This window comes from Micromonospora sp. ANENR4 (assembly GCF_015354395.1).
GTDB classification, from domain to species: domain Bacteria; phylum Actinomycetota; class Actinomycetes; order Mycobacteriales; family Micromonosporaceae; genus Micromonospora; species Micromonospora aurantiaca.
In genome coordinates this window covers 65,828-87,695 of sequence record NZ_JADKYQ010000012.1, presented here as the reverse complement: position 1 = coordinate 87,695, position 21,868 = coordinate 65,828, and the positions used below count along the sequence as shown (strand labels likewise).

Below are 21,868 nucleotides of genomic sequence, written 5' to 3'. Positions count from 1 at the left end.
CGGGCGCCGGGTCAGGACGCCGCGGCGAGCGGGTAGCGGGCGCTCTCCAGCGTCCAGTCGACGGTGCCGCGCACGGCGGCGGCCAGCCCGTCGAGGTGGATCGCGACGGCCTCGTCGAGCGTCGGGCCGAACGACGGCGCCGCCGCCAGGAGCGCCGCGAACCGGTCCATCTCGGCCCGCCAGTGCCCGGCCACCAGGTCGACCGCCGCCGGCAGCGGCACGCCCCGCTCGGCGGCCGTCGCCAGCACCAGGTTGTGCCCGCCGCCGGTGGCCCGGTCGCGCTCCAGCGAGGCGATGTCGTTGAACCAGGAGAGCAGGTCGTTGGCGAGGCCGGCGAGCCGCCGCAGCGCCGGATGGTGGTAGACCGCGTCGGGCAGCGGACGCCCGGATGCGAACTCGATCAGCGGGTACGACACGTACGCCGCCGACGTGGCCCGGCGCAGCCGCACGTACTCGGCGACGCCCGGTGGACGGCCGGACGTGGTGGCGGTGGCCTCCCGGTGGACCCCGTCGAGGTGGTCGGCGACCGCGTCGGCGAAGCGCAGCCGCCACCGGGCCGGCATCCGGCGGCGGGGTTCCCGCCACGCCTGCACCAGCAGCCGCCGCAGTGGGCCGGAGAAGCCCGGGTGGCGGGCGCGCGGACCCTCGCGCAGCAGGGCGAGTGCGCCGTCGCGCAGCGCGCGGATCTGCGGCGGGGTCAGGCCGTCCCGCCCGTCGCAGGCGTCGTCGACGAGGAAGAACCAGGTGAACAACGCGGTCAGCACCCGCAGGTCGGGCTCGGTGGCGTCCGGGTAGAGGCGGCCCGCGTACCGGGCGAAGCCGGCCCGCACCAGCCGTCGCCGGGTCACCGGGTCAGCAGGCAGGCCGAGCCGGTCGACCTGCTCCACCAGCCAGCCCTGCACGTCGTCGGCGTACGGGGAGAGGCGGGGCGGGATGGGGCAGTCGGAGCGCAGAGCCCGCAGCACCGCAGCCGTCATCACCGGCCCTTCCCACGGAAGTGGACTTGCCGATCGAAGAATTCCACGTCGCGGGAACTTCCGTGAACCCTCTGGACATCCCGGACGGGCCGACCGAACGGGGGTCGCCGCCCGCCGTCGGCGGCGACCAGGCACGCTTGAGGGCATGCGCGAATCATGGGTGGTGGGTGTCTCCGGCGCGTCCGGGACGCCGTACGCGGCGGCTGTCGTCCGGGGACTGCTCGACGCCGGTCAGGCGGTGGACCTGATCGTCTCCCGGGCGGCCCGGCTGACGGTGCTGGACGAGACCGGCCGGCCCTTCCGGGACGCGCACTGGACCGAAGACCTGGCCGCCTGGCTCGACCGCGACCTCACCGGCGCGGACCTGCGGCACTGGCCCGCCGGCGACCTGGCCGCCGGCCCGAGCAGCGGCTCCTACCCGGTACGCGGCATGGCGGTGGTGCCGGCCAGCACCGCCGCGTGCGCGGGTATCGCGATCGGGTTGTCGAAGGATCTGCTCCAGCGCGCCGCCGAGGTCAACCTCAAGGAGCGCCGCCCGGTCGTCGTGGTGCCCCGGGAGACGCCGGTTACCCGCAGTCACCTGGAACATCTCATCGCGCTGCACGACGCGGGCGCGGTGGTGCTGCCGGCCAGTCCGGGCTTCTACGGCGCCGGGGCGTCGGCGTCCGCCGGGCAGCTCGTGGACTTCGTGGCCGGGAAGGTGCTCGACGCGCTCGGTGTCGAGCACACGCTGTTCCGGCGGTGGTCCGGCGAGCTGGCCGCCGGTCGCCGGGAGGCGGATCCGCACTGACGGAACCGGTGGGCGACGTTCGGGGCGCGGCCCTCGGCCGGACCGCGCCCCGCACGTTCAGTACATGCCGGCGTTCGCCGGTCCGGGGCCGGTGGAAGCGGTCGGGCCCATGTTGCGGGCCTTGCCCATGTCCTCCGCCTCGTCCAGCATGCCCTCCCCCTCGAGCAGGGCCCGCACCTCGGATTCCCGAAACCGGCGGTGCCCTCCTGGAGTCCGGATACTGCCGATCCGGCCGGCCGCTGCCCATCTGGTCACGGTCTTCGGGTCCACCCGAAACAGCGCAGCGACCTCACCCGGTGTCAGCAGGCGATCTCCAGTGTCCACAGCCCCCTCCTCGCGTCGACGAAGCCCCCGGCTGAACACACTGCCCCCGGCCGGTGCGAGCCCAGAGCCGTCATGAGGGACGTATGGCAATTACAGCACCGGCTACCGGACGTGTCCGCCAAACGCGAAAAACGCACACACTGGGAAGGATAGGAAATGGTACCGGTGGAGAACCCCCTCATCGTACGTTTGTGAAGGGTTGATCCACCGGTACCGAGAGTGTTCCGTGGTCGCCGAACGGATAGGGTCACTCTCCGTGGACACGATCGACCTGAGCCTCGTGGAGTTGTTGCGGGGCAACGCCCGTCTGTCGTACGCCGAGCTGGCCCGTCAGGTCGGCCTCTCCGCCCCGGCCGTGCACGAGCGGGTCGGCAAGCTGGAGTCCAGCGGCGTGATCCGGGCGTACCGGGCCGAGGTCGAGCCGGAGTCGATCGGGCTCGGCGTGACAGCGCTCATCGGCATCATCGAGGACTCCGACGCGGACACCGACGACGTGCTGGAGTCGTTCCGCCGCATCCCCGAGATCGAGTCCTGCTACTTCATGGCCGGCGTCGAGTCCTTCCTGCTCAAGGCGCGCGTCGGCACGATCGCCGAGCTGGAGCAGCTGATCGTCCGGCTGAACCGGACGGCCGGGGTGGCGTCCACCCGTACCAGCATCGCCCTGTCGACCAAGTGGGAGAACCGCCCGCAGCCGCTGGAACCCCCCACCGCCTGACGCCTCTGGCCCCGGGGCGGGGGTTGCGGTTACCGTGCGCCGATGACGAGCTCGGAGCGCGGCGCCGCAGTGGTGACAGGAGCGGCCGGCGGGCTGGGGCGGGCGATCGCCGCCGCGCTGCACGCCGACGGGTGGAACGTGCTGCTCACCGACGTCGACGCCGGGGCCGCGTCGGCCGCCGCCGCGCCGCTGGGTGGCTGGTCCCGCCCGCTCGACGTACGCGACGAATCCGCCTGCACGGACGTGGCCGCCGAGGCGGCGGCCGCGCCCGGCGGCCTCGGGCTCTGGGTGAACAACGCGGGCATCCTGGTCACCGGGCCGTCGTGGGCGCACGACGCCCCGGCCCGGAGCGCGGTGGTCGAGGTCAACGCGCTCGGCGCGATGAACGGCACGCTCGCCGCCGTCGCGGTGATGCGCGAGCAGGGTCGCGGCCACGTGCTGAACGTCGTCTCGCTGGCCGGGCTGATCGCCGCGCCGGGCGAGACGGTGTACGCGGCCAGCAAGCACGCCCTGCTCGCGTTCAGCCTCGGCACCCTGAGCGACCTGCGGATGGCCGGCGTCCGGGGCGTACACGTGTCGTGCCTGTGCCCGGACGGGATCTGGACGCCGATGCTGCACGACAAGCTGGACGACCCGGGAGCGCTGGCGTCCTTCACCGGCTCGCTGCTCACGCCGGAGCGGGTGGCCGCGCGGGCCGTCCGGCTGGCCCGGCGGCCCCGGCCGGTGGTCAGCCTGCCGCGCTGGCGCGGCGCCCAGGTACGGCTGTTGGACGCCTTCCCCCGGCTCGCCCTGGCCCTCACGCCGGTGATCCGGGCCACCGGACGAGCCGGTCAGCGGCGGCAGGCCCGCCGGGTCCAGGAGAACCCGAGCTGACCTCGCTTGTAACGTTGCCGGCGTGACTCACTTCGACAGGTGCGACGAGGCCAGCCGACGCTGGGTGACCGAGGCGATCGCCACTGTCGAGGCCGACGCCAACCGCTCCGCCGACACCCACCTGCTGCCGTTCCCGCTGCCCCGCGAGTGGGGGATCGACCTCTACCTCAAGGACGAGTCGGTGCACCCCACCGGCTCGCTGAAGCACCGGCTCGCCCGGTCGCTGTTCCTCTACGGGCTCTGCAACGGCTGGATCGGCCCGGACACCACGATCGTCGAGGCGTCGTCCGGCTCGACGGCGGTCTCCGAGGCGTACTTCGCCCGGATGCTCGGGCTGCCGTTCATCGCCGTCATGCCCGCCTCCACGTCGCCGGAGAAGATCGCCCAGATCGAGTTCCAGGGCGGACGCTGCCACCTGGTGGACGACCCGTCGAAGGTCGTGGTGGAGGCGCGCTGGCTCGCCGAGGACAGCGGTGGCCGGTTCATGGACCAGTTCACCTACGCCGAGCGGGCCACCGACTGGCGGGGCAACAACAACATCGCCGAGTCGATCTACGCCCAGCTCGCGCTGGAACGGCACCCGGTGCCCGCCTGGATCGTGGTCGGCGCCGGCACCGGCGGCACCAGCGCCACCATCGGCCGGTACGCCCGGTATCGGCGGCTGCCCACCAAGCTCTGCGTGGTGGACCCGGAGAACTCCGCCTTCTACCCCGCCTGGCAGGCCGGCGACTGGTCGGTGCGCACCGACCGCGGCTCCCGGATCGAGGGCATCGGGCGGCCCACCGTCGAGGCGTCGTTCCTGCCCAGCGTGGTGGACCGGATGGTGCAGGTGCCGGACGCCGCGTCGCTCGCCGCCATGCGGGCCGGTTCGGCGGTGCTCGGCCGCCGCGTGGGCGGCTCCACCGGCACCAACCTGTGGGGCGCGTTCGGGCTGATCGCGCAGATGCGCGCGGCCGGGCGTACCGGCTCGGTGGTCACGCTGATCTGCGATCCGGGCGACAGGTACGGCGACACCTACTACTCCGACGAGTGGGTGGCCGCCCAGGGCCTCGACCTCGCCCCGCACCTCGCCATCATCGACCGGTTCCTGACCGACGGCACCTGGCCGGCGGCCTGAGCCGGACCGCGGACGGTCAGCGCGGGTCGACCCGCTCGGCAAGCCCCGGATAGCGCACCACGAAGCCCTCCGGGTCGACCTCCAGGTCCGCGGTGAACGTGCCGCTCGCGTACCGGACCCGGCCCGGGCCCAGCGAGGTGTAGACCTGCTCGGCGGGCACCACGGCCAGGCCGGGCAGCAGCACCCAGGCCACAGTCACGGCGGTGGCCAGGTCGGCGGGCAGCCGGCCCAGCCCGATCCGGCGGATCGGCAGCGTGTTCGTCAGCGGGGAACCGCCCAGGTCCACGTCGAGCGCCTCGACCAGCCGGCCCGGGTCGTCGGTACCAGGCAGGCCCGCCGGTGGGTGGCCCGCCGCGCTCAGCGCCGCGTCCAGGTCACCCTCCTCGCCGGTACGCACGCGCCACCCGTCCCGGCCCCGCTCCAGGCGTACGCTCCGCGACCAGCCGGCGCCCTCGGACTCGACCTCCAGCCGGTTCGTCGACCAGTCCGGCCCGACGGTCAGGCGATACCGGCACGTGTACGGGATCGGATCCACGGCGAGCGCCACACCCTGCGCGGTCAGCCCCTGACCGTCGTCGAGCACGACGTGCTCGGAGCCGGCGGTGTCGGTCCGGGCCCAGAAGAGCGACTTCGGCATGGTCCGGACGTTACGCGACCCGGCCGTCCGCGGCAGCGGATGCGCGAACGCCGCCGCGAGCCGGGGCGTTACCGACTACCCCTGCTCGTCGCCCTCGGTGGGGCGGGGCGGCCGGTTGTGGCGGGCCCACTCGTCGACCTCATCGGCGTCCCAGACGTTCATGCCGATCAGTCGGGCGAGCGGCTCGGGAAACCCGGGGCGACGGGTGATCTGGAGGACCCGCTGACGCGACACGCCGAACAGGGCGGCCAGCTCGCCGGGCCCGTACAGCCGCGGTGTGTTCATACGTTGCCGGGCTACTCGTCGTCGTCCGCCGGCCGGGGCGGCCGGTGCTCTCGGATGTACCGCTCGACGTCCCGCTTCAACCAGACCGCGCCGACCGACAGCTCTTGATACGGCGCGGGGAATGCGGGATGCCGCCGGATCTCGCGGAATCTCGATCTGCCCACGCCGAGCATCTTCAAGATCTCACCGGCCGCGACAAGTTCGCCCGGTCCCGTCTCCTTGGTCACGACTTCAAAGGTAGGAGCGGGCGCAAGTGAGCGATCTGATGGATCAGGCCCTCCGCCCGGTGGCGAGTTCACGACGCCACCGCGCAGCTAGAACGGGAGCCGACATCGCCCCAGACGCACCGCCGCCGCCGAGCGGATGCTCGGCGGCGGCAGTGGGTGCGCTCAGATCAGTGGGTACGTGCCGGCGGGCGCCCGCCGAAGCCGCGCCTGTCGTCCCGGCCCCGCCCTTCGGCCCGGAAACCGCCGGCCCGGCGCTCGGCCGGACGCGCGTCGCCCCGGTCACCGAAACGCCGCTCGGCGTGCGGGCGGTCGTCCTGGCGCCGGTCACCGAAGCCGCGCGAGCCGCCCGGCCGGTCGTCGTACCGCCGCTCGTCCCGGTCGTACCCGCGTCCGGCCGCCGGCTGCTGCCGGTCGCCGTACGGCCGGTCGGCCCGCTCGCCGAAGCGCCGGTCGTCGCCGCGCTGGCCGCCGAAGCGCTGGCCGCGGTCGTCGGACCGCTGCTCGCCGAAGCTCCGGCCGTCGGACCGCCGGTCGCCGAAGCGCTCGCCCCGGTCTCCGAAGCCCCGGTCGTCGCGACGCTCCGGCCGCCCGAAGCGGCGCTCGCCGCCGCCGGACCGCTCGCCCGAGTAGCGCTCACCGGCCGGCCGGTCGCCGAACCGGCGGTCACCGCCACGATCAGCGAACCGGTCACCGGACCGCTCGCCCGCGGGCCGGTCGCCGAAGCGGCGCTCGCCCCGGCCGTCACGGTCGCCGAACCGGCGCTCGCCACGGTCGGAGAAGCCGCCCCGCCCGCCCCGGTCGAAGCCCCGGCCGTCGCGGTCGCCGAAGCGGCGCGAGCCGCCGCCGCGTCGCGGCTCCGGCTCGTCCCGCACCGGCACGCCGCTGGGCTCGCGCGCGCCGGTCAGCTCGGCCAGCGCCTCGTCGCCCGCCCGGACCCGGGTCTCGGCCGGCTCGACGCCCGCCTTCTCCATCATGGCCAGCGTGGTGCGGCGCTGCTTGGGCAGCACCAGCGTCGCCACCGCGCCCGACTCGCCGGCCCGAGCGGTACGGCCGGCCCGGTGCAGGTAGTCCTTGGGGTCCTTCGGCGGGTCCACGTGCAGCACCAGCGAGACGCCGTCGACGTGGATGCCCCGGGCCGCCACGTCGGTCGCGACCAGCACGGGCGTCCGGCCCTCGCGGAACTCGGCGAGCGTCTTGGTGCGCATGCGCTGGGTCTTGCCGCCGTGCAGCCCACCGGCCCGTACGCCGACGGCCGCGAGCTGCTCGACGAGCCGGTCCACGCCGAGCTGCGTACGGGCGAACAGCATGGTGCGGCCCTCGCGGGCGGCGATGGACGCGGCGACCGCGAACTTGTCGTGCGGCGGGATCAGCAGCAGGTGGTGATCCATCGTGGACACGGCGGCGGTGGCCGGCGCGGTCGAGTGGGTGACCGGGTCGGTCATGAACCGCTTGACGAGCGTGTCGACGTCGTTGTCCAGAGTGGCCGAGAACAGCAGCCGCTGCGCGTCCGCCGGAGTCTTCGCCAGCAGCCGGGTGACCTCGGGCAGGAAGCCCATGTCGGCCATCTGGTCGGCCTCGTCCAGCACGGTGATCTCGACGTCGTCGAGCCGGCACACGCCGCGCTCGATCAGGTCGCCGAGCCGTCCCGGGGTGGCCACGACGATCTCCACGCCGCGGCGCAGCGCGTCGATCTGCCTGTCGTACGGCACGCCGCCGACGGCGGTCTTCAGGAACACGCCCACCGCCTTGCCGAGCGGCACGAGGGCGTCGTTGACCTGCATGGCAAGTTCACGGGTGGGGACCAGGACCAGGGCGCGCGGGTGCAGCGGCCGGGCCCGGTTGCGGTCGGCGACACGGGCGATCACCGGCAGGCCGAAGGCGAGCGTCTTGCCGGAGCCGGTCTGGCCCCGGCCGAGGACGTCGCGGCCCGCCAGCGAGTCGGGCAGCGTGGCCCGCTGGATCTCGAACGGGGTGGTGATGCCCTGCCGGGCGAGCGTCTCGACGACCTGCCGGGGCAGGCCGAGCGAGGCGAAATCGACGGTGTCGGGCGTCGGGTCGACGGACGGGGACGTGCTGGGTTCAGCGAACGTGGTCAAGAAATACCTCTCGAGCGGGGCGCATCTTCGCGATGGCCCGCCGCGGCCTGTCACGCCGCCGAATCGCCCGCAAGATCGCCCATGGGCGCGCGCAGTCGGGCGCGCCAGGTCAGTGATCGCAGACAAGTGTACGGCGCATCGCCCGCTCCGCCACGGCGACGCGAGAACGTAGTGGGCGGGCTCACCCCCGTCACTCGATGAGCATGGTCCCGGTCAGCCCGCTCAACGCGTCGTTGGCCAGGAAGACCACGAGCAGACTGATCGCGATCAACATGGTCAGCGCGACGGCCAGCACGATGAACACCTTCGTGTTGCCGCCCCGGGCCGCCGGGCCCTCCTCGGACCAGCCCTGAGCCAGGATGTGCCCGGTCAGCGATCCGGAGTTCTCCAGCGGGTTGCCCTGCGGGAACGACACGGTGGCGAACCCGGGCCCGTCGGTTCCGCCGTACGCGGTGGTGGCGAGATCCGGCTCGGCGGGCTGTGGGCGTACCGGGCGGGTGGTGTCGGCGTCGCGGGCGGGCGTGGCCGGCGGCGGCCAGGTCGGCAGCGCCGGGGCCGGCACCACGGGCGGCGGCGGGTCCGACACGGGTGCGGCGGCCCACGACGGCGGCGCGGCGGCCGGCGGCGCGACGAGCGGCGCCGGCGGGGTCGGGACGGCGGCCCGCGCGGGCGGGAACGCCGGCGTGGCGGGAGGCGCCGGGAACAGCGGCGCGGGCAGCGGGTCCGCCGCGCCGGTCATCGCCGGTGGCGGCGGGAACGGCGGCGCGGGCATCGGACCCGGTGGCGGCGGGGGCGGGGGTACGGGCGGACCCGGCGGCGGTACCGGCGGCCCGGGGACCGGCGGCACCGGGCCGGGCGTCGGCGTCGGCGGGGTGGGCGCGGGCGGCACGGGCAGGGGCGGCGTGGGCCGTAGCGGCGGCTCCGGCTCGGGTACCGGCGGCGCCGGTGACGGCGGCGTCGGACCGGGCACCGGGGTCGGCGCCGGCTCGGGCTCCGGTCCGTTCGGCGCCGGGGGTTGCGCGGGCTCCGGCGGCTGGACCGGCTCCGGCGGTTCCGGGTTCACCGGCCCGGCCCGGTAGACGGTGGCGGCGGCGGGCGGCGCGGCCACCACGGAGGCGGCGACCTCCTCGGCCGAGACGCGGCTCAGGCCGGGCACCGATGCGCTGGCCCGGGCGGGCGCGGATCCGGCCTGCTCGGCGGCCGTGGACGCGCCGGTGAGCGGGGCCGGGCGGTCGGCGGCGGAGGCCGGTGCCGCGTTCGGCGGCGGGTCGACCGAACCGGCTGCCGGGGACGGGGAGTCGTCGGTCCCGTCCGCCTGCTCGGCCGGTGCGCTGTCGCGCTCCGGTGCGGCGTCGGCCGGCGCTGCCGCGTCCGCGGTTGCGGCGGCCGGAGCGGGCACGCGTGCAGACCCGGAGACGCGGGGTGCCGGGATGGCGGCCGGAGCACTGCCGGGCGTACCCGGGGAGGCGTCGCCGTCGGCCTCCGCGGCGGCGGGCGTGGGCGCCGTGCCGGCGGCGGGCTGGGGTGTCGCCTGGCGTTCGCCCACGGCGAAGGCGGACCAACTGGACGGCGGCACGGTGGCGCCGGGCAGACGCCGGTCCAGCGGTGGTGGGGTCTCCGCCTGGGTGCCTGCCCGGTACGTCGTCGGGCCGGCCTGCGGAATCGGCTGCGCGTCACCGGCGGGCGGCGGTACGGCCGCGCCGGCGACGGACACCCGCGCCCGCGCGACGGCCACCGGTGGACCCGAACCGCTGTCGTCGTCGCCGGCCGGGTCGGCGGGGCCGGGCGTCGGTCCCGGGTGGACCTTCTCCGCCGGAACGTCCTGCTCGCCCATCTCGCCCCTCCGCACCCACGCTCGCCTCCGGCCGTGGCGCCGACCGGAAGTGCCTGGATCTCACCGTGCCACATTCCGGCCCGGGAGCACAGCCGGAGTGGCGGTTGGGTCAGTCGGCGCTGCTGCTGGGGCTGGCGGAGCCGCTGCCGGACGTGCTGCTCGACGGGGCGACGCTGCTTCTCGACGGGGCGACACTGCTGCTGCTCGGCGCGGCGCTGGTGGTGTCCGGCTCCGCGCTCTCGCTCTGGCTCGGCGTCGGGTCGGGCGAGTCGGTCGGGCTCGGCGGCGGCGTGGTCGGCGCCGGGCTGGACGTCGTCGGCTTCGGCGTCGGCGTGGTGGGCTTCGGCGTGGTCGGCGTCGGCTTGGGTGTGGTCGACGGCTTCGGGGTGGTGGGCGTCGGCTTGGGCGTGGTCGACGGCTTCGGCGTGGCCGGCACGGTGGGCGGCGGGACGGGCGTGGCCGGGGCGGGAACCGCTCCGATCACCCGGGTGGCGGCGTAGAGGCGGGACCAGCGGACCACCGAGATCTTGACGACGTCGCCGGTCCGCGGCGCCTCCACCATCTTGCCGTTGCCGATGTACATGGCGACGTGGTGGACGCTGGTCCAGCTGCTGCTGGAGGCGAAGAACAGCAGGTCACCGGGGAGCAGGGCGGTCGGCGAGACGGTGCGGGACCGGGTGGCGAAGTACTGGTCCTTGGCGACGCGGGGCAGGCCCCGGTAGCCGGCCGCCTGGTAGGAGGCGAGCATCAGGCCGGAACAGTCGAACCGGTCCGGGCCCTCCGCAGCCCACAGGTAGGGGTCGCCGAGCTGGGCGAGGGCGTAGCGCACGGCGGCGAGCGCCTTCGGGTCCGCCACCAGGCCGTCGATGCTCTGGTCGACCACGTACGAGGTGCCGAGCCGTTGCTCGGCGGCGTCCGCAAGGCGCTCGATCTCCAGCAGCTTGGCCGCGTTCTCCTTGCGCAACGCGACGAGCGCGGTCTCCTGCTTGCGCAGGTCGGTCTCGGCGCGGGTGAACTCGGCGGCCTTCTCGCCGGCCCGGCGCTGGGCCGACTCGTGTGCCTTTCGGGCGGCCTCCTCGGCGCTTGTGGCACGCAGGAGTTCGCCGGTCACCGACGTGGTGGCGCCCTCGGCCTTGTCGCCGCGGGTGATGCGCTGGAGGTTGGCGAAGTCGCGCAGGCTGGCGCCGAACTCGCCGGGCGGCAGCGCCGCGTCGGCCTTCACGGCGTCGGCGGCGGCGCTCTTGGCGTTGTCCTGGGCGCGGCGGAGCGCTTCCTGGGCCTCCTTGAGCCGGGTGGCGGACTGGGCCAGCTCGGTCTGCGCGGCGTCCCGCTCGGTCTTGATCCCGAGCAGCGCCTCGCCGAGCTGGGTCACCCGGGCGTCGAGCTGGTTGATCTGCGCGATCAGCGGGCCGTCGGCCGGGTTGGTGACGCCGGTGGTGCCCGGCAGGCCGGTCGCGCCACCAGGGGTGGTGACGCCGGGCAGACCCGGGACGGTGCCGGGGAGGCCGGGAACGGTGCCCGGCACGCCGGGAACGGTGCCGGGTACGCCGCGGACGGTGCCGGACGCGCCGGGCAGCTGCAGCGGGCCGGTGACCTGGGGCCGGGAACCGGTGTCGGGCACGACGTCGGGCAGCGGGTCGGCCCAGGCGGGTGTGGCGAGCGCCGCGGCCGCGACCGCCCCCAGGAGGGCGGACCAGAGCGCCGGGCGCAGGATCGGTGAGATCACCGGCTGCCGTCCTCGTCGCCGTCGGGCCTTGGTGCTGTGAGCCATACCGCTCCCCGTCCGGTCTGGGGTCCGTCACGCGTGGTTGGGGCGTGTCGGGACAGGACGGCCCTGGTGTGTGTTCCGCCCCACCCTGTCTTACCTCACGGTTGCGACGATGTCGATGTGCGGAGCGTGACCACGGGTGAACCGGCACGCCCAGGTCGGCGGCCGGTCGGACCCGCGACGTACGCTCGATCGGGAACCCAGGTGGAAGGACGTGGCTTTCGGATGGACGCCGGACTCAAGCGCGAACTCGAGGCGAAGGTGTACGCGGGGGAGCGGCTGACCCGCGAGGACGGCATCGCCCTCTACGACAGCGACGACCTGACCTGGCTGGGCCGGCTGGCTCACCACAGGCGTACCGAGCTCAACGGCGACCGGGTGATGTTCAACGTCAACCGGCACCTGAACCTGACGAACGTCTGCTCCGCGTCGTGCGCGTACTGCTCGTTCCAGCGCAAGCCGGGCGAGAAGGACGCCTACACGATGCGCATCGACGAGGCGGTCCGCAAGGCCAAGGAGATGGAGGACGAGCAGCTCACCGAGCTGCACATCGTCAACGGCCTGCACCCGACGCTGCCCTGGCGCTACTACCCGAAGGTGCTGCGCGAGCTGAAGGCCGCGCTGCCGAAGGTCAACCTCAAGGCGTTCACCGCGACCGAGGTGCAGTGGTTCGAGAAGATCAGCGGGCTCACCGCCGACGCGATCCTCGACGAGCTGATGGACGCCGGCCTGGAGTCGCTCACCGGCGGCGGCGCGGAGATCTTCGACTGGGAGGTCCGGCAGCACATCGTCGACCACAACTGCCACTGGGAGGACTGGTCGCGCATCCACCGGCTGGCCCACTCGAAGGGCATGAAGACGCCGTCGACGATGCTCTACGGCCACATCGAGGAGCCCCGGCACCGGGTCGACCACGTGCTGCGGCTGCGTGAGCTCCAGGACGAGACCGGCGGTTTCCAGGTGTTCATCCCGCTGCGCTACCAGCACGACTTCGTCGACTCGGCGGACGGCAAGATCCGTAACCGGATCCAGGCCCGGACCACGATGGCATCGCCGGCCGAGTCGCTCAAGACGTTCGCGGTCTCCCGGCTGCTGTTCGACAACGTGCCGCACGTGAAGTGCTTCTGGGTCATGCACGGCCTGTCGGTCGCGCAGCTCTCGCTGAACTTCGGCGTCGACGACCTGGACGGCTCGGTCGTGGAATACAAGATCACCCACGACGCCGACTCGTACGGCACGCCGAACACCATGCACCGCGACGACCTGCTGCACATGATCTGGGACGCGGGCTTCCGTCCGGTCGAGCGGAACACCCGCTACGAGATCGTCCGCGAGTACGACGGGCCGCCGTCGCTGGCGGAGCGCCGGTCCGAGCCGCAGCAGGTCTGGGCCTGACCTGGCGATGAGCGACGAGGAACAGCAGCGCGGCTTCCCCCGGCGCGACGCCGAGGGCCGCATCCTCACCCTCGGTGACCTGCTCGGGGTGAGCCTGGCCGGCCTGGTCATCGGGGTGCTGGCGCTGCTGGTCTTCGAGTGGGCGTTCGCCACAGTGGGCGACAGCGGCTTCGGGGGTACGAACGGCTGGCTCGCGGTGATCCTGCCGCTCTGGTTGTTCTGGGACGAGTTCCGGGCCTGGGAGTTCGGCGCCGCCCGGGTGGTGGCCGCGCTGGCCGGTCTCGGGCTCGGCATCGTCGCCGGTCTGCTGGCCGCGGGCCTGGCCTCCGGGCTGCCCGCGCTGTTCACCGGCGCGCTGGCCGCGGCGGTGTTCACCGTGGTCTACGCCGTCATCTGGTTTCATGGCGTGCACTGGCTGGCCCGGCGTACGGGCTGAGGCACGGAGAGAGTGGGAATGCGGGAATGAGCGCGGCGGTCAAGTACACGCTGGGCCGGGTCGGGCTGTTCGTCGCCGTGCTGGCAGCCCTCTGGTTCGTCGAGATGAACATGTTCCTGCGGCTGATGGTGGCGCTGATCTCCTCCGCCGCGCTGTCGTTCTTCCTGCTGCGCAACTGGCGGGACGAGATGGCCGGCGAGATGGCGGAGGCGTCGGAGCGGCGTCGCGCGGAGAAGGACCGGCTGCGCTCGGCGCTCGCCGGTGACGACGAGCCGGGCACCGCGCCGGCCACCGAGCCGGACGCCGAACGCCGCGACGGCTGAGCGGACGAACGAGGGGCCCGGCGCCGGACACGGCACCGGGCCCCTCGTCGTCATCGGCCGGCCGAACCGTTCACCGGCCGGCCGGGCGATTCACCAGTTGGTCGAGCCCGGGACGACCGGCCACGGCCGGTCGGCCGGCTTGATCAGGTACGCGATGCCGCCGGAGCCGGAGGCCACGGTGCCGTTGGCCCGGTAGCGCTTGGTGCGCAGCCAGATCTGCTCGAACTGCTCCCGCTTGTAGACGTTGCGGACCGCGTCGTTGGACGAGGACGCCGGGTCGTTGACGATCACGTCGCCGTCGGCGGTGAAGCCGACGATCACGAACAGGTGCCCGGAGGTGCCGTAGTTGGCCCCGTCCAGTTCGCTGGCGAGGAACGACTGCGAGGTGACCACCGGGATGCCCGCCTTGATGAACCGTTCCGCCTCGTCCAGCGAGTGCAGCCGGGTGACCCGCGCCTCCAGGCCGGGGAAGCTCGCCGCGTACGCGGTGTTGAACGGCCAGTTGCCGGCGCCCTCGTATTCGTAGTCGTAGGTCATCCGGGCGGCGTGGTCGACGGTCGGGTCGGGGTAGGAGGGGTCGACCCAGGAGGTGTCCTCGGCCGAGGGCTTGCGACCCCAGTACTCGACCACCATCTCCGTCGAGGTGGGTGAGCACCACGCCTCACCGCCGCCGTCGTACTCGGGGTACTCGCCGATGTGGATGTTCTGCGAGTAGCGCGGCACGGCCAGTTCGGTGCCCCAGGCGATACCGCCCCGGCTCGGCGTGACGGTGAACCGGTCCGGCACGTTCGACGCCATCGCGCCGAGCATCCGGACCTGCGGCGCGGCTGCCTGGCCGGGCGCGCGGTAGAGCGTCAGCCGCAACTGGTACGAGCGCAGCAGCACCCCGGCGTCGGCGTCGTCGACCGAGAACGTGTCGGTCCAGATGCTCGACCACGGGTCGCCCTGGCCGTCCAGCGTGGAGCGCTTGATGTCCTGGTCGCCGGAGGCCCAGCGGCCCATGACGTACCAGGGGGTCTGTGCCCCGGTGTTGTACGTGCCGTGCAGTTCGACCTGGATCCAGGTGCCGGCCGGGGTGGCGGCGTTCCACGACGCGACCATCTCGGTGGCGTCGAAGCCGATCCGCCGCTCCGGCGAGGTCCAGGTGGCGTACTCCCAGGTGCGTGTCGTGCCGGTGTGCTCGTCGGTGAACTCGGTGGTGCCCGCCGGGCGGTCGATGGTCAGCGCCGGGTGGCGCCCCGGTACGGCGCGGGTGCCCTGGTGGGTGCCGGTACGCCAGTCGGGGAAGCGGGAGAACTCCTGGAAGGTGATCTGTTCGTCGTGCGTGACGCCCGGTCGCGGCGCTTGTGCCTGGACCGGAGTGCTGGTGCCGAGGAGGGTGAGCGCGGTGAGGCCGGCGAGGGCGGCCGCGCGCATGGGTCGTCCGAACATGGCAGCTCCACAGGGAGACGGCATCGTTGCCGTTCACTGTCGCGCTTGGCGGGAAGTTTCGCCAGATGTTCAGGCATAGAAAATCATTGCCGAAGTGACGATCAGGTCGGGATGGCCGAAGGCAAAGACAGATATTGATATGACCATGTGTCTCCTGGTGGAGTGTGCGGACAACGGGATCTCCCGTACCCCCAGGAGGTTGTCCATGGCCTTCCGCGCCTCTCCGCTCCGCCGCCGGCTGGCGCTCGCCGCCGCCGTCGGCCTCACCATCGTCGCCGCGGCCGCAGCCCCCGCCGTCGCCCGACCCGCACCGGAAGGCTCCGGCGAGCCGACCACAGTCGCCTACCGGGTCCTCGGCCCGCGTACGGCGGCCGACCGCACCGCGGTCGCCTCCACCGGTGCCGCGATCGACTACTCCGAGCACGGCGTGCTGCACGTCACGGCGACCAAGGCCGAGGCCAACGCGATCACCCGGCTCGGATTCCGGCTCGAGAAGGACGCCGTGCCGGAGCACGACCACGCCGACGGGGGCATGACCGCCAACGCGTTCCCGCCCGCCGACTCGAACTACCACGACTACGCCGAGTTGACAGCGGTGGTGAACAAGGTGGTCGCCGACCACCCGACCATCGCCCGCAAGCTGAGCATCGGCACGTCGTACCAGGGCCGGGACCTGATGGCGGTGAAGATCTCCGACAACGTCGCCACCGACGAGGCCGAGCCGGAGATCCTGTTCAACGCCCAGCAGCACGCCCGGGAGCACCTGACCGTCGAGATGGCGATCTACCTGCTCAACCTCTTCACCGACAACTACGGCAGCGACTCCCGGATCACAAGCATCGTCAACTCCCGGGAGATCTGGATCGTCCCCACCGTCAACCCGGACGGCAGCGAGTACGACATCGCCACCGGCTCGTACCGCTCCTGGCGCAAGAACCGGCAGCCCAACAGCGGTTCCACAGCCATCGGCACCGACCTGAACCGCAACTGGGCCTACCAGTGGGGCTGCTGCGGCGGCTCGTCCGGCACCAAGTCGTCGGACACCTATCGGGGCCCGTCCGCCTTCTCCGCCCCGGAGACCGCGGCGCTGCGCAACTTCGTCAACAGCCGGGTCGTCGGCGGCGTGCAGCAGATCAAGGCGAACATCGACTTCCACACCTATTCGCAGCTGGTGCTCTGGCCGTACGGATACACGTACAACAACACCGCCACCGGGATGAACACCGACCAGTACAACACCTTCGCCACCATCGGACGGCAGATGGCGGCGACGAACAACTACACCCCGGAACAGTCGAGTGACCTCTACATCGCCGACGGCACCAGCATCGACTGGATGTGGGGCGCTCACAAGATCTGGGCGTACACCTTCGAGATGTACCCCGGCTCGGCCTCCGGCGGCGGCTTCTACCCGCCGGACGAGGTGATCCCGGCGCAGACCTCACGCAACCGGGAGGCCGTGCTGATCCTGTCCGAGTACGCCGACTGCCCGTACCGGGCGATCGGCAAGCAGAGCCAGTACTGCTGACCTCACCACCGGGCGGGAACCCCGGTTCCACCCCCGCCGGGGTTCCCGCCCACCCCGCCCGTCCGGACGATCTCCGCTGGTCGTGCGCTACCGTGGCACCGACCGTGCCACAGCGAAGCCGGTGCGAAACCGGCGCTGTCCCGCAACTGTGATGCCCCGTACGCGCGGCGCCGGCCTTCCGCCGGCGCCGACGGACGTGGGACGAGCCAGGTCGCCTGCGGCCCGGTCGCGACACGCGCTCTCGAGGAAGGGCGCCTCGCGGACGGGCCTTTCTTCCTGTCGGCGAAGCACCACACTCCTCGACCGACAGGAGGTTCCATGTCCAGACGTACCCCCCGGCTCTTCGCCACCGCGCTCGCGGCCGGCGTGCTGCTCCTCGGCGGCTGCGCCGAGAAGACCTCGACCGACACCCCCGCCGCCGGCGGCTCCGGCGGCGCGTTCCCGGCCACCGTCGGCAAGCTGACGCTGGAGAAGCGGCCCGAGAAGATCGTCTCGCTCTCGCCGACCTCCACCGAGATGCTCTTCGCCATCGGCGCCGGGAAGCAGGTCACCGCCGTCGACGACCAGTCGAACTACCCGGCCGAGGCGCCCCGCACCGACCTGTCCGGCTACCAGCCGAACGCCGAGGCGGTCGCCTCCCGCAACCCCGACCTCGTGGTGATCTCGGACAACCTCAACAAGATCGCCGACCAGCTCGTCGCGCTGAAGATCCCGGTCCTGCAGATCCCCGCCGCGGCCACGCTCGACGACACGTACCGGCAGCTCACCGACCTGGGCACGCTCACCGGCCACCGGGCCGAGGCGGACGCCGTGGTGCAGAAGATGAAGGACGACATCACCGCGCTGACCAAGGACCTGCCGAAGCGTACGGAGAAGCCGACCTACTTCCACGAGCTGGGCCCGGAGCTGTACAGCGCGACCAGCAAGACCTTCATCGGCACCATCTACGCGCTCGCCGGCCTGGAGAACATCGCCGACGCGTCCGACGCCGACGGGAAGAACGGCGGCTACCCGCAGCTCTCCCAGGAGGTCATCGTCAAGGCGAACCCCGACTTCGTCTTCCTCTCCGACACCAAGTGCTGCAAGCAGAACGCCGACACGGTGAAGGCGCGCAGCGGCTGGTCCGGCATCACCGCCGTGAAGAACAACCAGATCGTGGAGCTGGACGACGACATCGCCTCGCGCTGGGGCCCGCGCGTGGTCGACCTGCTCAGGGTGATCGTCGACGCCACCGCCAAGGTCCCGGCCTGACCGTGGCCCTCCGACAGGCGGACTCCGCCCCTCGCCCGGCCGGGATGTCCGAGACGTCCCGGCCGGGTGCCCGGCTACCCCGGCCCCTGCGGCGTGGGTCGCGCGGCACCGGCGCCCCGGTCCGGCCCGCCGGGCTGCGTAAGCGCTGGCTGTTCGCCGGAGTCGTGGCGGTGCTCGTCGCGCTGGTGGCGGGCGTCTCCCTCGGCCCGGTCAGCCTGCCGCCCGGCAGCGTCGCGGCCGAACTGCTCAACCTGCTGCCCGGCGTGCACCTGGACAGCGGGCTCACCGAGCGGGAAGTCGCGATCATCACCGAGCTGCGGCTGCCCCGGGTCGTGCTCGGCCTGCTCGTCGGCGCGCTCCTCGCCCTGGCCGGCGGCTGCTACCAGGGCGTCTTCCGTAACCCGCTGGCCGACCCGTACCTGCTCGGCGTGGCGGCCGGCGCCGGATTCGCGGTCACCGCGGCGATCGTGCTCGGCGCCGGTGCGGGCGGCGCGCTGACCGGGCTGCCGATCACCATTCCGCTCGCCGCGTTCGTCGGATCGCTCGGCGCGGTCGTGCTGACGTACCTCCTCGGCGCGGCCGGCGGCCGGGACCGGTCCCCGGCCACGCTGATCCTGGCCGGCGTGGCGGTGTCCGCGTTCTTCGCCGCCGGGCAGACGTACCTGCTGCAACAGCACTCCGACAACATCCAGCAGGTCTACTCCTGGCTGCTCGGGCGGCTCGCCACCGCCGGCTGGCACGACGTGTGGCTGGTCCTGCCGTACTTCGTGCTCACCTCCGTGGTGGTGCTGCTGCACCGGCGTGAGCTGGACGTGCTCTCCGTCGGCGACGACGAGGCCGCCGGTCTCGGCCTGCACCCGCAGCGCTCCCGCTACCTGCTGATCGCCGCCGCGTCGCTCGGCACCGCCGCCGCCGTCTCCGCGTCCGGGCTGATCGGCTTCGTCGGCATCATCGTGCCGCACACCATGCGGCTGCTCGCCGGTTCCAGCCACCGGGTGATCCTGCCGCTGTCGATGCTGTTCGGCGGCGCGTTCCTCGCGCTCACCGACGTGGTCGCCCGTACCGCCGCCGCACCCGCCGAGATCCCGATCGGCGTGGTCACCGCGCTGCTCGGCGGCCCGTTCTTCGTCCTCGTCCTGCGTACCGCCCGCCGGGTGGCGATGTGAACGCCCCCGCCGTGCGCGTCCACGACCTGCGGGTCGACCTCGGCGGCAACCCGATCCTGACCGGCGTCGACCTGACCGTCGCCGCGGGCGAGTGGGTCACCGTGATCGGCCCCAACGGCGCCGGCAAGTCGACCCTGTTGCGCGCCGTCGGCGGCCTGCTGACCGCACCGGGCGAGGTGGCCCTCTTCGGTACGCCGATCGGCGCGCTCCGCCGGCGCGACCGCGCCCGGATCGTGGCCACGGTGGCGCAGTCCCCGGTAGTACCGTTCGGCATGTCGGTGTTCGACTACGCGCTGCTCGGGCGCACCCCGTACATCCCGGCGCTGGGCCGCGAGTCCGCCGCCGACCTGGCCGCCGTGCACGAGGTGCTGGACCGGCTCGACCTGGGCCCGTTCGCCCACCGCGAGCTGGCCACGCTCTCCGGCGGCGAGCGGCAGCGCGTCTTCCTGGCCCGGGCGCTGGCCCAGGGCGCCACCCTGCTGCTGCTCGACGAGCCGACCAGCGCGCTGGACATCGGGCACCAGCAGGAGGTGCTGGAACTGGTCGACCAGCTCCGCCGCGAGCACGGCCTGACCGTGCTCGCCACCATGCACGACCTCTCCATCGCCGGCGAGTACGCCGACCGCCTGGTCCTGCTCGCCGACGGCCGGGTGGCAGCCGCCGGCCCGCCGGAGGAGGTGCTCACCGAGGACCTGTTGGCCCGCCACTACCGAGCCCACATTCGGGTGATCCCCGGCGACCACGGCCCCTTGGTGGTCCCCGTCCGCCCCACCTGACCCCGCCCACCCCGCTCTTCGCGCCGTCGATCTTGCACTTCCGGCTCCGGAAAAAGGTGCGAATGTCGCGCGGCGAGGGCCATAACCGCAAGATCGACGGAGGCGGGTGGCCCTGCCCGCCACGGCGTTCCGCCTTACGGGGAGGGCGGATAGATCTTGGTACGAATCGGCCCTCCTGGGGGCCGTCCCGTACCAAGATCTCCGAGGCTCCCGTTTCGCCCTCTCGATCTTGCACTTCCGGTCCCGGCGAAAGGTGCGTATGCCCCACCGCGGGGGCCGCAACTGCAAGATCGGCGGGGTGGGGTTTGGGTGGGGTGGGGTGGGGTCAGCGGAGGGTGGAGATGGAGAAGAGGGCGCCGGCCGGGTCTCGTAGGGCGGCGCTGCGGCCGGCCGGGTTGTCGCGCGGCGGGACCAGGATCGTGCCGCCCAGCTCGGCGGCCCGGGCAGCGGTCGCGTCGGCGTCCTCCACCGCGAAGTACACCGCCCAGTACGCGGGCAGGTCCCCCGGCATCGGCTCGGCCCGCGGGAGCATGCCGGCGACGATCCGGGCGCCGCAGCGCCACCCGGTGTACGCGACCGGCCCGGCCGGGCGTTCCTCCGGATGCCAGCCGAAGACAAGCGCGTAGAACTCCTTCGCGCCCTCCGGGTCGGGGGTGACCAGCTCGTTCCAGCACATCGCGCCGGGCGCGTTGTACAGCTCGGCCCCGCGCATCGCCATCGGCTGCCACACGCTGAACACCGCGCCGGCCGGGTCGGCGAGGACCGCCATCCGGCCCTGCTGGGCGACGTCGAACGGGGAGACGACGACCTGCCCGCCGGCCGCCTCGGCCCTTGTGGCGACCAGGTCGGCGTCGTCGGTCGCCACGTACGTGGACCAGACCGGCACCTGGTCCGGCGTACCGGGTGGGCCGGCCCCGGCGACCGCCTTGCCGTCCTTGCGGAAGACGGTGTAGCCGCCGGCTTCCGGTTCGGGGGAGATCTCTCCGGTCCAGCCGAACAGCTCGGGGTAGAACCGTCGTGCGTCGTCCAGACCGGGCGTGGCCAGGTCGGTCCAGCAGGGCGTGCCGGGCTCGACGCCGTTCACGGTGACCCCTCTCGCCGGGGGCGGCTCCGCTCGCCCGCCCTGTCGGCATCGTGGCACCGCCGGGTCGGCCACCGGGCCGGAACCGGACAAAAGGTCAGCTGAAGCGGCGTCCCTCGTCCCGCCGGTACGCCCAGCCGGCGAGCGCGGCGAGCACCAGCACCCAGACCACGAGCATCACCAGCGCCCGGGTGTCCGGCCGGAAGTCGGTGACCGCCGCCCAGATCAGTTCCACGGCGCCCCTGGTCGGGAGGTAGGGCGCGATCGCCTTGATGAAGCCGGGCGCGTCGTCCGGCCCGGAGAGCAGGCCACCGCCGAACGCGAGCGGGAAGAAGATCACCTGCGCCACCACGATCGCGGCCTTGCTCGGCAGCGAGTAGCCGATCGCCAGGCCGAGCAGCGTGAACGGAACCGAGACCACGGCCACCGCGCCCAGGCCGAGCAGGAACCGCACTGCGCTGACCCGGGCGTCCGTGGCGACCGCCGCGATCACCACCACCGGAATCATCGAGACGTAGGTCAGGACCACCCCGGCCAGGATCCGCCCGGCCAGCCGCGGCGCCGGCCCGGTCGGCAGGGTCCGGGTGTACGGGTTCCAGGGCTGGTCGCGGTCCTCGGAGACGCCCACTCCGTACTGGAAGATGTTGGCGGTCATCACCGCGAAGGTCACCATGGCGGCGGTGGCGTAGGTGGCGCCGACCGGATCGTCGCCGGCGAACGGCACCACGAAGAAGAGCATCGAGGCGGCGGGGAAGAACGCGCTGCCCACCACCGCCACCGGCACCCGGACGATCTCCAACAGGTGGTAGCGGGCGTGGACCAGGGCGAGCGGCACGGC

Annotated in this window: 21 protein-coding genes, 1 pseudogene and 1 riboswitch; of the genes and pseudogenes, 11 read left to right on the top strand and 11 right to left on the bottom strand. The window is 73.2% G+C overall.

The features are described 5' to 3' along the window. Positions 1-11: 11 nt before the first annotated feature. Positions 12-977: a terpene synthase gene (locus IRY44_RS21600; RefSeq protein ID WP_194802074.1), complete on the bottom strand. Its 966-nt coding sequence runs from the start codon at positions 975-977 to the stop codon at positions 12-14. Between the two features lie 145 nt (positions 978-1,122). On the opposite strand from IRY44_RS21600, the gene IRY44_RS21595 reads away from it, so the two are divergent. Further along, the gene (locus tag IRY44_RS21595; protein WP_194802073.1) at positions 1,123-1,767 is read left to right on the top strand and encodes a UbiX family flavin prenyltransferase; all 645 of its coding nucleotides are present in this window, start codon (positions 1,123-1,125) and stop codon (positions 1,765-1,767) included. Positions 1,768-1,824: 57 nt separating this feature from the next. Here IRY44_RS21595 and IRY44_RS21590 read toward each other — a convergent pair whose 3' ends face one another. After that, positions 1,825-2,091, bottom strand: coding sequence for a BldC family transcriptional regulator (locus IRY44_RS21590; protein ID WP_013473529.1), 267 nt, complete (start codon positions 2,089-2,091; stop codon positions 1,825-1,827). Positions 2,092-2,347: 256 nt separating this feature from the next. Here IRY44_RS21590 and IRY44_RS21585 point away from each other — a divergent pair, with 256 nt between their 5' ends. The 3 genes from IRY44_RS21585 to IRY44_RS21575 are packed head-to-tail and all read left to right on the top strand — an operon-like array spanning position 2,348 to position 4,796. Continuing rightward, positions 2,348-2,806: an Lrp/AsnC family transcriptional regulator gene (locus tag IRY44_RS21585; protein ID WP_018787850.1), complete on the top strand. Its 459-nt coding sequence runs from the start codon at positions 2,348-2,350 to the stop codon at positions 2,804-2,806. Positions 2,807-2,848: 42 nt separating this feature from the next. Continuing rightward, positions 2,849-3,679 carry an SDR family oxidoreductase gene (locus tag IRY44_RS21580; RefSeq protein WP_194802072.1) on the top strand — a complete coding sequence of 277 codons (831 nt, stop codon included), beginning with the start codon at positions 2,849-2,851 and terminating at the stop codon, positions 3,677-3,679. A 22-nt stretch (positions 3,680-3,701) separates the two neighbouring features. Further along, a complete protein-coding gene (locus IRY44_RS21575; protein ID WP_194802071.1) occupies positions 3,702-4,796 on the top strand; it encodes a PLP-dependent cysteine synthase family protein in 1,095 nt (364 codons plus the stop codon). 16 nt (positions 4,797-4,812) lie between these two features. Here IRY44_RS21575 and IRY44_RS21570 read toward each other — a convergent pair whose 3' ends face one another. From IRY44_RS21570 to IRY44_RS21545, 6 genes are all read right to left on the bottom strand, one after another. Next, on the bottom strand, positions 4,813-5,433 hold the full coding sequence (locus tag IRY44_RS21570; RefSeq protein WP_194802070.1) for a putative glycolipid-binding domain-containing protein: 621 nt from the start codon (positions 5,431-5,433) through the stop codon (positions 4,813-4,815). A gap of 75 nt (positions 5,434-5,508) precedes the next feature. Next, entirely contained in the window at positions 5,509-5,718 is a 210-nt protein-coding gene (locus tag IRY44_RS21565; protein WP_194802069.1) for an AlpA family transcriptional regulator, read from the bottom strand. An 11-nt stretch (positions 5,719-5,729) separates the two neighbouring features. Beyond that, positions 5,730-5,945 (bottom strand): AlpA family transcriptional regulator, encoded by a 216-nt coding sequence (locus tag IRY44_RS21560; protein ID WP_036311366.1) that lies wholly within the window; start codon positions 5,943-5,945, stop codon positions 5,730-5,732. Between the two features lie 167 nt (positions 5,946-6,112). After that, entirely contained in the window at positions 6,113-8,041 is a 1,929-nt protein-coding gene (locus tag IRY44_RS21555; RefSeq protein WP_194802068.1) for a DEAD/DEAH box helicase, read from the bottom strand. A 190-nt stretch (positions 8,042-8,231) separates the two neighbouring features. After that, positions 8,232-9,875 (bottom strand): hypothetical protein, encoded by a 1,644-nt coding sequence (locus tag IRY44_RS21550; RefSeq protein ID WP_194802067.1) that lies wholly within the window; start codon positions 9,873-9,875, stop codon positions 8,232-8,234. Positions 9,876-9,984: 109 nt separating this feature from the next. Then, entirely contained in the window at positions 9,985-11,646 is a 1,662-nt protein-coding gene (locus tag IRY44_RS21545; protein ID WP_194802066.1) for a C40 family peptidase, read from the bottom strand. Between the two features lie 222 nt (positions 11,647-11,868). Between IRY44_RS21545 and mqnE the strand changes: the two genes are divergently transcribed. Genes mqnE through IRY44_RS21530 form a run of 3 tightly spaced genes read left to right on the top strand, consistent with a single transcriptional unit; the run spans position 11,869 to position 13,797 of the window. Further along, complete coding sequence (mqnE, locus tag IRY44_RS21540; RefSeq protein WP_194802065.1) at positions 11,869-13,038, top strand: aminofutalosine synthase MqnE; 1,170 nt, start codon at positions 11,869-11,871, stop codon at positions 13,036-13,038. 7 nt (positions 13,039-13,045) lie between these two features. Beyond that, on the top strand, positions 13,046-13,474 hold the full coding sequence (locus IRY44_RS21535) for a hypothetical protein (protein WP_194802064.1): 429 nt from the start codon (positions 13,046-13,048) through the stop codon (positions 13,472-13,474). Positions 13,475-13,500: 26 nt separating this feature from the next. Continuing rightward, positions 13,501-13,797, top strand: a complete 297-nt coding sequence (locus IRY44_RS21530; protein ID WP_194802063.1) for a DUF4229 domain-containing protein — start codon at positions 13,501-13,503, stop codon at positions 13,795-13,797. 90 nt (positions 13,798-13,887) lie between these two features. Here the strand turns inward: IRY44_RS21530 and IRY44_RS21525 are convergent, their stop codons facing one another. Beyond that, positions 13,888-15,228 (bottom strand): C39 family peptidase, encoded by a 1,341-nt coding sequence (locus IRY44_RS21525; protein ID WP_194802062.1) that lies wholly within the window; start codon positions 15,226-15,228, stop codon positions 13,888-13,890. Positions 15,229-15,433: 205 nt separating this feature from the next. Here IRY44_RS21525 and IRY44_RS21520 point away from each other — a divergent pair. The 4 genes and pseudogenes from IRY44_RS21520 to IRY44_RS21505 all read left to right on the top strand — a co-directional run. Then, positions 15,434-16,753, top strand: a pseudogene (locus tag IRY44_RS21520) (M14 family metallopeptidase); the annotation flags it as partial. A gap of 120 nt (positions 16,754-16,873) precedes the next feature. Continuing rightward, positions 16,874-16,967: riboswitch (cobalamin riboswitch) on the top strand. Between the two features lie 107 nt (positions 16,968-17,074). Continuing rightward, positions 17,075-18,007 (top strand): ABC transporter substrate-binding protein, encoded by a 933-nt coding sequence (locus tag IRY44_RS21515; RefSeq protein WP_194802060.1) that lies wholly within the window; start codon positions 17,075-17,077, stop codon positions 18,005-18,007. 44 nt (positions 18,008-18,051) lie between these two features. Beyond that, on the top strand, positions 18,052-19,173 hold the full coding sequence (locus tag IRY44_RS21510; protein ID WP_228532550.1) for an iron ABC transporter permease: 1,122 nt from the start codon (positions 18,052-18,054) through the stop codon (positions 19,171-19,173). Continuing rightward, positions 19,170-19,949 carry an ABC transporter ATP-binding protein gene (locus IRY44_RS21505; RefSeq protein ID WP_194802059.1) on the top strand — a complete coding sequence of 260 codons (780 nt, stop codon included), beginning with the start codon at positions 19,170-19,172 and terminating at the stop codon, positions 19,947-19,949. The genes IRY44_RS21510 and IRY44_RS21505 overlap by 4 nt, the downstream gene beginning before the upstream one ends. Before the next feature lie 325 nt (positions 19,950-20,274). On the opposite strand, the gene IRY44_RS21500 is transcribed toward IRY44_RS21505, so the two are convergent. Together IRY44_RS21500 and IRY44_RS21495 are read right to left on the bottom strand one after the other, a co-directional pair. After that, entirely contained in the window at positions 20,275-21,033 is a 759-nt protein-coding gene (locus IRY44_RS21500; RefSeq protein WP_194802058.1) for a VOC family protein, read from the bottom strand. Between the two features lie 94 nt (positions 21,034-21,127). Continuing rightward, the gene (locus tag IRY44_RS21495) at positions 21,128-21,865 is read right to left on the bottom strand and encodes an ABC transporter permease (RefSeq protein WP_194802057.1); all 738 of its coding nucleotides are present in this window, start codon (positions 21,863-21,865) and stop codon (positions 21,128-21,130) included. Positions 21,866-21,868: the final 3 nt, after the last annotated feature.

Excerpts from the sequence above, each read along its gene's own strand:
- IRY44_RS21600 (WP_194802074.1), bottom strand. The coding sequence starts at position 977 with ATGACGGCTGCGGTGCTGCGGGCTCTGCGCTCCGACTGCCCCATCCCG.
- IRY44_RS21595 (WP_194802073.1), top strand. The coding sequence starts at position 1,123 with ATGCGCGAATCATGGGTGGTGGGTGTCTCCGGCGCGTCCGGGACGCCG.
- IRY44_RS21580 (WP_194802072.1), top strand. The coding sequence starts at position 2,849 with ATGACGAGCTCGGAGCGCGGCGCCGCAGTGGTGACAGGAGCGGCCGGC.
- IRY44_RS21570 (WP_194802070.1), bottom strand. The coding sequence starts at position 5,433 with ATGCCGAAGTCGCTCTTCTGGGCCCGGACCGACACCGCCGGCTCCGAG.
- IRY44_RS21565 (WP_194802069.1), bottom strand. The coding sequence starts at position 5,718 with ATGAACACACCGCGGCTGTACGGGCCCGGCGAGCTGGCCGCCCTGTTC.
- IRY44_RS21550 (WP_194802067.1), bottom strand. The coding sequence starts at position 9,875 with ATGGGCGAGCAGGACGTTCCGGCGGAGAAGGTCCACCCGGGACCGACG.
- IRY44_RS21545 (WP_194802066.1), bottom strand. The coding sequence starts at position 11,646 with ATGGCTCACAGCACCAAGGCCCGACGGCGACGAGGACGGCAGCCGGTG.
- mqnE (WP_194802065.1), top strand. The coding sequence starts at position 11,869 with ATGGACGCCGGACTCAAGCGCGAACTCGAGGCGAAGGTGTACGCGGGG.
- IRY44_RS21535 (WP_194802064.1), top strand. The coding sequence starts at position 13,046 with ATGAGCGACGAGGAACAGCAGCGCGGCTTCCCCCGGCGCGACGCCGAG.
- IRY44_RS21530 (WP_194802063.1), top strand. The coding sequence starts at position 13,501 with ATGAGCGCGGCGGTCAAGTACACGCTGGGCCGGGTCGGGCTGTTCGTC.
- IRY44_RS21525 (WP_194802062.1), bottom strand. The coding sequence starts at position 15,228 with ATGTTCGGACGACCCATGCGCGCGGCCGCCCTCGCCGGCCTCACCGCG.
- IRY44_RS21515 (WP_194802060.1), top strand. The coding sequence starts at position 17,075 with ATGTCCAGACGTACCCCCCGGCTCTTCGCCACCGCGCTCGCGGCCGGC.
- IRY44_RS21510 (WP_228532550.1), top strand. The coding sequence starts at position 18,052 with ATGTCCGAGACGTCCCGGCCGGGTGCCCGGCTACCCCGGCCCCTGCGG.